Annotated in this window: 10 protein-coding genes and 4 tRNA genes; 3 read left to right on the top strand and 11 right to left on the bottom strand. The window is 58.5% G+C overall.

Annotated features, from left to right (window positions below; all coding sequences use genetic code 11):
- Positions 1-33 precede the first annotated feature (33 nt).
- The 11 genes from rpoB to NYP16_RS03580 form a co-directional block, all read right to left on the bottom strand.
- Positions 34-4,128: a DNA-directed RNA polymerase subunit beta gene (gene rpoB / locus NYP16_RS03630; RefSeq protein WP_274942745.1), complete on the bottom strand. Its 4,095-nt coding sequence runs from the start codon at positions 4,126-4,128 to the stop codon at positions 34-36.
- Between the two features lie 216 nt (positions 4,129-4,344).
- A complete protein-coding gene (gene rplL, locus NYP16_RS03625; protein ID WP_274942744.1) occupies positions 4,345-4,716 on the bottom strand; it encodes a 50S ribosomal protein L7/L12 in 372 nt (123 codons plus the stop codon).
- A 39-nt stretch (positions 4,717-4,755) separates the two neighbouring features.
- Positions 4,756-5,274 (bottom strand): 50S ribosomal protein L10, encoded by a 519-nt coding sequence (gene rplJ, locus NYP16_RS03620; RefSeq protein WP_274942743.1) that lies wholly within the window; start codon positions 5,272-5,274, stop codon positions 4,756-4,758.
- Positions 5,275-5,721: 447 nt separating this feature from the next.
- Positions 5,722-6,417, bottom strand: coding sequence for a 50S ribosomal protein L1 (gene rplA, locus NYP16_RS03615; RefSeq protein ID WP_274942742.1), 696 nt, complete (start codon positions 6,415-6,417; stop codon positions 5,722-5,724).
- 5 nt (positions 6,418-6,422) lie between these two features.
- Positions 6,423-6,851, bottom strand: coding sequence for a 50S ribosomal protein L11 (gene rplK, locus NYP16_RS03610; protein WP_274942992.1), 429 nt, complete (start codon positions 6,849-6,851; stop codon positions 6,423-6,425).
- 164 nt (positions 6,852-7,015) lie between these two features.
- The gene (nusG, locus tag NYP16_RS03605) at positions 7,016-7,549 is read right to left on the bottom strand and encodes a transcription termination/antitermination protein NusG (protein WP_274942741.1); all 534 of its coding nucleotides are present in this window, start codon (positions 7,547-7,549) and stop codon (positions 7,016-7,018) included.
- A gap of 3 nt (positions 7,550-7,552) precedes the next feature.
- Positions 7,553-7,750, bottom strand: a complete 198-nt coding sequence (gene secE, locus NYP16_RS03600; RefSeq protein WP_274942740.1) for a preprotein translocase subunit SecE — start codon at positions 7,748-7,750, stop codon at positions 7,553-7,555.
- Positions 7,751-7,845: 95 nt separating this feature from the next.
- Positions 7,846-7,921: transfer RNA gene (locus NYP16_RS03595), tRNA-Trp, on the bottom strand.
- Positions 7,922-8,195: 274 nt separating this feature from the next.
- Positions 8,196-9,386 carry an elongation factor Tu gene (tuf, locus tag NYP16_RS03590; RefSeq protein WP_274942739.1) on the bottom strand — a complete coding sequence of 397 codons (1,191 nt, stop codon included), beginning with the start codon at positions 9,384-9,386 and terminating at the stop codon, positions 8,196-8,198.
- A 96-nt stretch (positions 9,387-9,482) separates the two neighbouring features.
- Positions 9,483-9,556: transfer RNA gene (locus NYP16_RS03585), tRNA-Gly, on the bottom strand.
- A 54-nt stretch (positions 9,557-9,610) separates the two neighbouring features.
- Positions 9,611-9,696 (bottom strand) — tRNA-Tyr (locus NYP16_RS03580).
- Positions 9,697-10,020: 324 nt separating this feature from the next.
- Here NYP16_RS03580 and rlmB point away from each other — a divergent pair.
- The 3 genes from rlmB (at position 10,021) to NYP16_RS03565 (ending at position 11,908) form a co-directional block, all read left to right on the top strand.
- On the top strand, positions 10,021-10,830 hold the full coding sequence (gene rlmB / locus NYP16_RS03575) for a 23S rRNA (guanosine(2251)-2'-O)-methyltransferase RlmB (protein ID WP_274942738.1): 810 nt from the start codon (positions 10,021-10,023) through the stop codon (positions 10,828-10,830).
- Positions 10,831-11,057: 227 nt separating this feature from the next.
- Positions 11,058-11,133 (top strand) — tRNA-Thr (locus NYP16_RS03570).
- Between the two features lie 19 nt (positions 11,134-11,152).
- Complete coding sequence (locus NYP16_RS03565) at positions 11,153-11,908, top strand: class I SAM-dependent methyltransferase (RefSeq protein ID WP_274942737.1); 756 nt, start codon at positions 11,153-11,155, stop codon at positions 11,906-11,908.
- The last annotated feature ends 47 nt before the right edge of the window (positions 11,909-11,955 follow it).

Raw genomic sequence — 11,955 nt, 5'->3', positions numbered from 1 at the left:
CGTCGTCTCCTTAAGTGCCTGGCGCTCGCGAGCTTACTTGTTGGTATTGAGCTCAACATTGAGCGCGAGAGACCGCATTTCCTTGACCAGAACGTTGAAGGATTCAGGAATCCCGGCTTCGAAGTCATCGTCGCCACGCACAATCGACTCATACACCTTGGTGCGGCCCGCCACGTCATCCGACTTGACGGTGAGCATTTCCTGCAACGTGTAAGCCGCGCCGTAAGCCTGGAGCGCCCACACTTCCATTTCCCCGAAGCGCTGACCACCGAACTGCGCCTTACCACCCAGCGGCTGCTGAGTCACAAGACTGTAGGGGCCAATCGAACGAGCATGGATCTTGTCATCGACAAGATGGTGCAGTTTCAACATGTAGATGTAGCCAACCGTGACGCGACGATCGAACTTGTCGCCCGTCCGACCATCATAGAGATCGACCTGACCGGAGCTGTCGAGACCGGCGTGATCCAGCATCGTAACGATGTCGGCTTCCCGCGCACCATCGAACACCGGAGTCGCAACCGGAACGCCAGGCTTGAGGTTGCCCGCAAGTTCCAGCACCTGACTGTCGTCAAGTTCGGCAATCTCTTCCGCATACTGAACGTCACCATAGATGGCCTTCAGTTTGCCGCGAATGGTCTCGGCCTTCTGCGCGTCTTCGACAGAAGCCCGCAGCATTTCGCCGATCTGAACGCCCATACCGCGCGATGCCCAGCCAAGATGCGTTTCAAGAATCTGACCGACGTTCATACGCGACGGCACACCAAGCGGATTGAGCACCAGATCGACCGGCGTTCCATCTTCAAGGTATGGCATGTCTTCGCACGGCAGGATGCGTGAAATGACACCCTTGTTGCCGTGACGGCCGGCCATCTTGTCGCCCGGCTGAAGCTTGCGCTTCACGGCCACAAAGACTTTGACCATCTTGAGCACGCCCGGCGGCAGTTCGTCACCGCGTTGCAGCTTCTCGATCTTTTCTTCAAACCGCTTGCGCAGCTGAGCCTTCGAATCCTCGAACTGCTTATGGAGCGCCTCGACGGCTTCCATGGCCTGTTCGTCAGCGACCGCAACCTGCCACCACTGTCCACGCGACAAGCTCGACAGCGTGTCTTCCGACACCGTGTCGTTCTTCTTCACGCCAGCCGGACCGCTTGTGACCTTGCGATCAAGCAGCAGCGGCTTCAGACGGCCATAGATGTTGCGTTCCAGGATGCTTTGCTCATCCTCACGGTCCTTCGACAGACGTTCGATTTCCTCACGTTCGATCGCGACCGCACGTTCGTCCTTTTCGACGCCGTGACGGTTGAACACGCGGACTTCGACGATGGTCCCGGCAACACCCGGCGGCAGACGAAGCGAGGTATCCCGCACGTCAGACGCCTTTTCACCGAAGATGGCGCGCAGAAGTTTTTCTTCCGGCGTCATCGGGCTTTCGCCCTTCGGGGTGATCTTGCCGACCAGAATGTCGCCCGGCTGCACTTCGGCACCGATATAGACGATCCCGGCCTCATCGAGGTTGCGGAGACCTTCTTCACCGACGTTCGGAATGTCGCGGGTGATTTCTTCCGGCCCCAATTTCGTATCGCGGGCCATGACTTCGAATTCCTCGATATGGATCGAGGTGAAGACGTCGTCCGACACGATGCGTTCCGAAATCAGGATCGAATCTTCGAAGTTGTAACCGTTCCAGGGCATGAAGGCGACGAGCGCGTTGCGGCCGAGGGCGAGATCGCCAAGCTCGGTCGACGGGCCGTCGGCAATGATGTCCCCCTTGCGGATCAAATCGCCCACCTGCACCAGCGGACGCTGGTTGATGCAGGTGTTCTGGTTCGAACGCTGGAACTTTTTCAGACGATAGATATCAACGCCCGACGAACCCGGGTCCACCTCATCGGTGGCGCGGATCACGATACGGGTCGCGTCAACCTGGTCGACGGTGCCGGTGCGGCGAGCGGCAATGGCGGCGCCACTGTCCCGAGCCACGACCTTTTCCATGCCGGTGCCCACATAAGGCGCTTCCGCCTTGATGAGCGGCACAGCCTGACGCTGCATGTTCGAGCCCATGAGTGCGCGGTTCGCGTCATCGTTCTCAAGGAACGGAATGAGCGAGGCCGCAACCGAAACCACCTGTTTCGGCGACACGTCCATGAAATCAATGCTGTCACGTGGCGCGAGATGCTGTTCCCCGGCCTGACGGCAGGTCACAAGATCTTCAGCCAGATGATTGTCAGCAGTCAGCGGCGCGTTGGCCTGGGCGATGACAAACTTGCCTTCTTCCATGGCCGACAGGTAATGCACTTCTTCGGTCACGAACCCATTGACCACCTTGCGGTAGGGGGTCTCGATGAAGCCGTATTTGTTCACCCGCGCAAAGGTCGCGAGCGAGTTGATGAGACCGATGTTCGGGCCTTCCGGCGTTTCAATCGGGCAGATCCGGCCATAATGCGTGGTGTGAACGTCGCGGACTTCAAAGCCTGCGCGCTCACGGGTCAGACCGCCAGGCCCCAAGGCCGACAGACGACGCTTATGCGTGATCTCGCTGAGCGGGTTGGTCTGATCCATAAACTGGCTGAGCTGTGACGAGCCGAAGAACTCGCGCACGGCAGCCACAGCCGGCTTCGCATTGATCAGGTCATGCGGCATAACGGTGTCGATATCGACCGAGCTCATGCGTTCGCGGATCGCCCGCTCCATCCGCAGGAGACCGATACGATACTGATTTTCCATCAGTTCGCCGACCGACCGCACACGACGGTTGCCGAGATGGTCGATATCGTCGATTTCGCCGCGGCCGTCCTTCAGGTCGACCAGGGTTTTGACAACCGACAGAATGTCGTTCTTCTCAAGCACGCGGACATTGTCCGCAACATCAAGGCCAAGACGCATGTTGATCTTGACGCGACCAACGGCCGACAGATCGTAACGTTCGGAATCGAAGAACAGACCCTTGAACAGCGCTTCGGCCGTTTCCTTGGTCGGCGGCTCGCCCGGACGCATGACACGATAGATTTCGGCCAGGGCATGTTCGTAGCCATGAACCTTATCGGCCAGCATGGTGTTGCGGATATAGGCGCCGACCGACACATGATCGATGTCGAGCACCGGAATATCCGAATACCCGCCCGATTCGAGGAGCGTGAGATGCTCAGGCGTCAGTTCATCGCCGGCTTCCACATAAATGCGGCCGGTTTTGACGTTGATCATGTCCTGGGCGGCATAGCGGCCGTAGATTTCCTCAACCGGCAGCAGAATCGACTTCAGGCCGTCGGTCGCGAGCTTCTTGGCCACGCGCGGGGTGATCTTCTTGCCAGCTTCGACCATGATTTCGCCGTTGTCAGCGTTCACGAGATCAAAAGCAGGCTTCAGACCGCGCCAGCGATCGGATTCAAACGGCACACGCCAGCCGCCTTTTTCGCGGACATAGGTGATCGTGCTGTAGAAATAATTGACGATTTCTTCGCTCGTCATGCCGAGGGCATAGAAGAAGGTCGTCACCGGCAGCTTGCGGCGACGATCGATACGCACAAAGACAATGTCTTTGGCGTCGAATTCGAAATCGAGCCAGGACCCGCGGTACGGGATGACCCGTGCGGCGAACAGGAACTTGCCCGAGGAATGGGTCTTGCCACGGTCATGGTCAAAGAACACGCCCGGGCTGCGATGCATCTGGCTGACGATCACGCGCTCGGTACCGTTGATGACAAAGGTCCCGTTGTCGGTCATGAGCGGGATATCGCCCATATAGACGTCCTGTTCCTTGATATCGAGAACAGAACGAGCACCGGTATCTTCATCGACCTCGAACACGATCAGGCGGAGAGTGACGCGAAGCGGCGCGGCGTAGGTCATATCGCGCTGCTGGCACTCTTCTACGTCATATTTCGGAGCCTCAAGCTCGTAACGTACAAATTCGAGCGAGGCAGTGTTGCCGAAATCATGAATCGGGAAGACCGATTTGAAGACGCCCTGCAGCCCGTCATTCACACGCTCCGGGGCTGGGACGTCGGTTTGCAGGAACTGGTCATAGGAGCTTTTTTGCACCTCGATCAGATTGGGCATTTCAACGACTTCGGCGATATGACCGAATGTCTTACGAACCCGTTTGCGACCAGTAAAGGAAGTTGCCATGCTTCGTCCTCGTGTCATCTTTAGCGTGTGATGCCCGCCACGTTCGCGGATCGGACGCCGATTTCAACAGTTCCGCTGAAACGGCGAAAACCGTCCCTGGAAACCTGCTTCCGGAAACGGCTCATTGAGGAGATCCCCTCCTCACGGGTAGTGTCGGCGGTCGCCGACCGGGGGTGAGCCGTCGCTCTCCCCGGCCGACGATGCCGGGTCGTCTTCTTACTTAAGGGTAACGGTCGCGCCGTTTTCCTCAAGAAGCTTCTTGATCTTCTCGGCTTCGTCCTTGGACGCGCCTTCTTTGACGATCTTCGGAGCTGCTTCAACCAGATCCTTGGCTTCTTTGAGGCCAAGACCGGTGATGCCGCGAACTTCCTTAATGACGTTGATCTTCTTCTCACCAACGGTGGTCAGTTCGACGTCAAAGGTGTCCTTAACTTCAGCAGCAGCAGCGGCCGGAGCAGCAGCAGCGGCAACAGCCACCGGAGCAGCGGCGGACACGCCCCACTTTTCTTCAAGAAGCTTCGACAGGTCAGCAGCTTCGATAACAGTCAGGGCCGACAGTTCGTCAACCAGCTTTTCGAGTTTCGACATTAGAAATTGTCCTTCCGATTAAACTTGGAATAATTGCTATCAGGCAGCTTCTTCGCTCTTGGCGTAAGCGCCAAACACACGTGCCAATTGGCCAGCCGGGGCCTGAACGACACCCGCGATACGGGTGGCCGGGGTCTGGATCGTTGCCAAAAGCCGCGACCGCAGCTCGTCGAGCGACGGAAGTGCGGCAAGCGCCTTCACCCCAGCAGCGTCGAGCGCTGTCGCGCCCATACCACCACCAAGGATGATCAGCTTGTCGTTCGCTTTGGCAAAATTCGCCAGTACCTTCGGCGCTGCTACCGGATCATCTGAATATCCGATAGCAGTCGGGCCGGTCAGCAAGTCGGCAATGGACTCATAGTGAGAGCCCTGAAGTGCGAGCTTGGCAAGACGGTTCTTCGCAACCTTGAAGCTACCGCCGGCCTCACGCATCTTCGTGCGCAGGTTCGTGATTTCCGCAACAGTAAGGCCTGAGTAGTGAGCGATCACTACTACACCTGTCGAGGAAAAAACGTCCTTGAGCGAGGAGATCAGCTCCTGTTTTTGAGCGCGATCCATTCTCGTCTCCGACTTATGGACAGCGGGCTATGAACCACACTGTCCCGTTAAGATCGACATGTCCCCAGTCAAATGACTGTCACGAAACCATGCCATACCAAGACCCTGTCCGGGAGGCCGCCTCTTGGGCTCGAAAGCCCCTGAAGTGCCCTACCCTGCACGCAACGGAACCCCGTTTTGTGCCGGAAACCGTCTTTCACGCCTTCGCGTCCGAAGACTAAAGACGCCCACGTCTCCTGCTGGCCGCCCTGATCCGGCATAAAGCCGTCTCCTGACAATTAAACCCGCCCCTTAAACAAGGTTTGGGCGCCCGCAGTCATGGACAGGTTGAACGTTCCTTCCGATACGCAACAGAGAAGGATCGTTCAGTTTCCGCAGGGCCGCGGCATGAGCCAAAGCTCGTGCCGGAAGGACCCGACGGAAATTTTTGTCAACAATTCCAGCCGATTAAGCCAGGACGGTCGACAAATCCACCTTCACCCCAGGCCCCATGGTGGAGCTCAGAGCAAGTTTCTTCATATAGGTGCCCTTCGCGCCAGCCGGTTTGGCTTTCGCAACAGCATCCACAAGCGCCTTGATGTTGGCGACAATGGCGTCTTCCGAGAAGCTCACCTTGCCAACACCGGCGTGAATGATCCCGGCCTTTTCGACGCGGAACTCAACCTGGCCGCTTTTCACGCTTTTTACAGCAGAAGCCACGTCCGCAGTCACAGTGCCGAGCTTCGGGTTCGGCATCAGGCCGCGCGGGCCGAGCACCTTGCCGAGACGGCCAACCACAGCCATCATGTCCGGGGTCGCGATGCAGCGGTCGAAATTGATTTCGCCCTTCAGGATCGCTTCGGCCAGATCTTCAGCGCCAACGAGGTCGGCGCCAGCTGCAATCGCTGCTTCAGCCTTGTCGCCCTTGGCGAACACGGCGACGCGCACGGTCTTGCCGGTGCCGCTTGGCAGGTTGACAACGCCGCGGACCATCTGGTCAGCATGACGCGGATCAACATTGAGGTTGAGCGCGAGCTCGACGGATTCGTCAAACTTGGCGCTGGCCTTGCCCTTCACGAGCTTTACGGCTTCGGCGAGCGAATAGACCGTTTCGCGGTTCAGGCCTTCACGGGCCAGTTTCGTCTTTTTTGAAAGCTTTGCCATGCGCCTTACTCCACAACCTCGAGACCCATGGAACGGGCCGAGCCTTCAATAATGCGCATCGCTGCCTCGATATCATTGGCATTGACGTCGACCATTTTGGTTTCGGCGATTTCACGCACCTGCGCGCGCGTCACGCTGCCAACCTTTTCACGGCCCGTCTTATCGGCGCCTTTTTTCACGCCAGCAGCTTTCTTCAGCAGATAAGCAACCGGCGGAGTCTTGGTCTCAAAGGTAAAGGTACGATCCGCATAGGCCGTAATCACGACCGGAATCGGCATGCCTTTTTCAAGGTCCTGCGTGGCTGCGTTGAAAGCCTTACAGAATTCCATGATGTTCAGGCCGCGCTGACCCAAAGCCGGACCGATCGGCGGCGACGGGTTGGCTGCGCCCGCGGGCACCTGCAACTTGATGTAGCCAGTAATCTTCTTTGCCATTGTCTTCCCTTTCCATGCCCTTACGGGCGGTTCGACAGTCACTTGGGGCGTGGTGCGGCGATGGCGCGCCTCCCACGACAACTTCGGCTCTATCGACGAAACTTCCGCCAATCATGCCGAATGCGGCCCCGGAACTGGCCCGGGACCGTATCTCTAAAAAATCATCAGGCCTTTTGAACCTGAGCGTATTCAAGCTCGACCGGAGTCGCACGGCCAAAGATCGACACCGAAACCTTGAGCCGCGACCGCTCCTCGTCAACTTCCTCCACAAGACCCGTGAAGCTCTGGAAGGGACCATCCGTGACCTGAACCTGCTCACCGACTTCGTAAGTGATCGAGGACTTCGGATGTTCGACCCCTTCGGCCACCTGATGCAGGATGCGCTCGGCTTCCTTATCGGTGATCGGAGCAGGCTTGCCCTGGGCGCCGAGGAACCCGGTCACTTTCGGAGTTTCATTGATCAGATGGTAGGTCGCGTCATTCAGCTCCATCTTCACCAGCACATAGCCGGGGAAGAATTTACGTTCCGACGTCACCTTTTGACCCTTGCGGATCTCAGTCACCTCTTCGATCGGCACGATCACATCTTCGATATAGCTATCGAGGTGATGCTGTTTGGCCTGATCCCGGATCGACTGGGCAACCTTTTTTTCAAAGCCGGAATAGGCATGAATGATGTACCAACGCGCCGTCGCCATTCCTTAGCCTCCGATACCGAGAATCGACTTCACGCCGAACGCCAGCCCTTGATCGACCAACAGGAAAAACACAGCCATGATCGCCGCCATGATGAACACCATGACGGTCGTAACCATGGACTCCCGCCGGGTCGGCCACGTGACCTTGGCGGCCTCGCGCTTCACTTGGCGCATGAACTCTACCGGATTGGTCTTCGCCATTCTGCCCACACTAACATAAGTCAGCGGCACTGCGCGCCCCCTCATTTCCTCAGGGACGCCAGCGCCTCAAATCTCAATAGTCGCCCGAATACGGTTGGCAGGAGAGGAGGGACTCGAACCCACAACCCCCGGTTTTGGAGACCGGTGCTCTACCAATTGAGCTACACTCCTATGGAACACCACTAATAGATCCATCAAAGACCCGGTCAGCAGCCATTCGTCCGTATTCTTAGATGCTTGGCACACGACTTGAAGCAAGGACCGCGCCGCCAGGCATCTTAGCCTATGTGCGCTTTATAACGTTGCCCCAAGAGAAAGCAACAGCTTTTCGCGCTCATGACCGCCGACAGTTACAGGAAGCCGGTAACTGGCGGGACAACAACCGGCCGGGCACAAGACTGGCCCGGCCGGTTGTCAGAAAACCGTTATCCCCAGATCCTGGAGATTACTTAATGATTTTAGCGACGACGCCGGCGCCAACGGTGCGGCCACCTTCGCGGATTGCGAAGCGCAGGCCTTCATCCATGGCGATCGGCACGATCAGCTCGACTTCGAGCTGGACGTTGTCGCCCGGCATGACCATTTCCTTGCCTTCCGGCAGTTTGCACATTCCGGTCACATCGGTGGTGCGGAAATAGAACTGCGGACGGTAGTTGGCGAAGAACGGCGTATGACGGCCACCCTCTTCCTTGGTCAGAATATAGGTTTCGGCTTCAAACGTGGTGTGCGGGGTGATCGAGCCCGGCTTGGCCAGAACCTGACCACGCTCAATGCCTTCACGGTCCACACCGCGCAGCAGCGCGCCGATGTTGTCGCCAGCCTGGCCCTGGTCCAGAAGCTTGCGGAACATTTCAACGCCGGTCACCGTCGTCTTGGTCGTCGGCTTGATGCCAACGATTTCAACTTCTTCACCAACCTTAACGATACCGCGCTCAACGCGACCGGTCACCACGGTGCCACGGCCCGAGATCGAGAACACGTCTTCGATCGGCATCAGGAACGGACGATCCGTCGCACGCTCTGGCTGCGGGATGTAAGCGTCAACCGCTGCCATCAGCTTCAGAACCGCGTCATGACCGATTTCCGGATTGCGACCTTCAAGGGCGCACAGAGCCGACCCCTGGATGATCGGAATATCGTCGCCTGGGTAATTGTAGCTCGACAGAAGCTCACGGACTTCCATCTCAACAAGCTCAAGAAGTTCAGGATCGTCAACCTGGTCGACCTTGTTCAGGAACACAACCAGAGCCGGCACACCGACCTGACGGGCGAGCAGGATATGCTCGCGGGTCTGAGGCATCGGGCCATCAGACGCCGAAACCACCAGAATGCCGCCATCCATCTGTGCCGCACCCGTGATCATGTTCTTCACATAGTCAGCATGGCCGGGGCAATCAACGTGCGCATAGTGACGGGCTACCGTCTCATACTCAACGTGGCTGGTCGAGATCGTGATACCACGAGCGCGCTCTTCAGGAGCCTTGTCGATGTTCGCATAATCAACAAACGTCCCGCCGCCCTGTTCCGCCAGAACCTTCGTGATCGCTGCCGTCAGGGACGTCTTGCCATGGTCAACGTGACCAATAGTCCCGATGTTGACGTGCGGCTTATTCCGCTCAAACTTTGACTTTCCCATTGCTCTTCAGACCTTCTCAACCGAGTAAGTAATGCAAGTGTTTCCGGATCAGATGCAAACCCGCCAGTAAATAAGCGGTCCCAGCCTTAAATTCAATGGAGCGGGTGAAGGGAATCGAACCCTCGTCACCTGCTTGGAAGGCAGGAGCTCTACCATTGAGCTACACCCGCACAAATAACCGGCACGCAAGCTTTCCTTCGTCTTGCGGACCGGAGATCGAGCGGTGGTGGAGGGAGAAGGATTTGAACCTTCGTAGGGAAAACCCGGCAGATTTACAGTCTGCTGCCATTGACCGCTCGGCCACCCCTCCACATTTCAGACCCGCTCGATTAAGGCCTGAGGAGTGCGGAACTACCAATTATCTCCGTACCCTGTCAACCAGAAATTTTCGGCTGACGATCAAGAACTTGAATTATGTCAAGGAGACAGGCCCCAGGGCGATCAAGTACTTGTTTTTTCGGGCAGGGAAAGGCGTGATAGACCCTTGCACCCCGTAACGCGGCGGACTATACGAATCTTCATGAGCAAAGGCAAGCATGACAACAACCGCCGCGACGGAAATCGTCAGACCCAAAACGGCCCCGCGAATCCATCGCGGACCCCCACCTCCAGACCCGAGCAGGATCGTCCGGAAATGACCAAATCAGACCGGCCGCAGCAGGGCCGCCGCCCCAAACATGGACCGCGCCTGGAAAAAAGCAGGCCCGATGGCCGGCTCTGGCTGTTTGGCCATCATGCCGTCACCGCCGCCCTGCTGAACCCGCGCCGCATGTCGCGCGAGCTGCGCTGCACCCGGACCGCCCTCGAAGCCCTCGCCCCCGAAGTGCAGGAGATCCTGCAGGAGCGGCGGCTGGTGCCGGTGATCATGAATGGCGAGGCCCTGACCCCGCTCGCTCCACCCGGCAGCGTCCATCAAGGCATCTTCCTCGCCGTCGAGCCGCTCGACGATCTCGGACTTGAAGATATCGACAGCGCCCAGGACCGCGACAGCCCGTCCCTCGTGGTGTTCCTCGATCAGGTCACCGACCCTCATAACGTCGGCGCCATCCTGCGCTCGGCCGCCGCCTTTGGCGCCGCCGCCGTCATCACACAGGACCGCCACGCCCCGCCGGAAAGCGCCGTCATCGCCAAAGCCGCCTCAGGCGCCCTTGAAACGGTGCCATGGGTCAGAGTGGTCAACCTGTCCCGGGCCCTCGATGAACTGGCCGAACTCGGATTCTGGCGCATAGGCCTCGACGGCTCAGCTGACAAGGCCCTGCCCGCCATCGACCTCGGCCAGCGCATCGCGCTCGTGCTCGGAGCCGAAGGCGCAGGCCTCCGCCACGGCACCCGCGAACATTGCGATGTTCTGGCAAAGCTGCCCATCACCTCGGCAGTCGAGAGCCTCAATGTCTCAAATGCCGCCGCCGTGGCGCTGTATGAATTCGCCCGACGCTCAATCTGACCGATTTTCGAACAAAGCGCCCAATCATGTGTAAAATTTACCTTACATATGATCCGCACGGCGGCCTGAGCACTCTACCAGCGTCAGAAACCGCAAAACGGCACCGTCAGGGTGCCGTTTTCATGTTCAGGGACAACTTAAGCCTGCCCGAGCACCGAAAGCCATGGCTTTTCACTTGATTTTCAGCCCTCTGCCACCTAATGTCCCGACCGGCTGATTACCTTAATGCCGGCTTAGCTCAGTTGGTAGAGCACCTGATTTGTAATCAGGGGGTCGCGGGTTCGATTCCTGCAGCCGGCACCACTCCCGAAAGATCCCGTCAATGACGGATTGGCAGGCCTCGAAAAACTGGTTCGATCGGGGCGGCCAAGCCTATGCGCGCTTCAGGCCGGAATATCCGTTGGGGCCTGCCCGGTTCCTTGCCGAGACAGCACGTTCGCACAAATGCGCGGTTGATGTCGGCTGCGGCAACGGACAACTCACGGCCCAACTGGCGGCCTATTTTGACGACGTCGTCGGCCTCGATCCGAGCGCGGACCAGATTGCCAACGCCCCGGCTCAGCAAGGCGTCCGCTACATCTGCGCATCTGCCGAAAAGCTCCCCCTGCCGGATCGCAGCGCCAATCTGATAACGGCCGCTCAGGCGGCCCACTGGTTCGATCTTCCCGCCTTCTATGCCGAGGCCCGCCGGATCGCCTCCGATGGCGCCGCCCTAGCCCTGATCAGCTATGGCGTCCTCCGCCTCCCCGGCGATCTGCAGAGCCGCTTTGACCGTTTCTACCATGACGAGATCGGCCCCTACTGGCCGCCGGAGCGAAAACTGGTCGACAGGGGCTATCGCGATCTGTGTTTCCCTTTCGAGGAACGCCAGGCGCCCCAAATGGACATTCAGCTGGCGTGGGCCTTGGGCGACTTCCTCGGCTACCTCTCGACATGGTCCGCCGTTCAGCGCGTCAAGGGCACTGGGCGGGAGGACATTCTCAACGATTTCGCGCGGGACATCTCCCGCCTCTGGGGTGATCCGACGAAGACGCAGCCGGTCTCCTGGCCGATCAATATGAGGATAGGATTGCTCTGACAGCAGCAAGCAGAATGACCGCCGCCAAGACCAGAATTTGACGGACC

It is taken from the genome of Govania unica (assembly GCF_027920805.1).
Classification (GTDB): domain Bacteria; phylum Pseudomonadota; class Alphaproteobacteria; order Sphingomonadales; family Govanellaceae; genus Govanella; species Govanella unica.
Note: the sequence above shows the minus strand (reverse complement) of the source record. Positions and strands in the feature narration are given on the sequence as shown.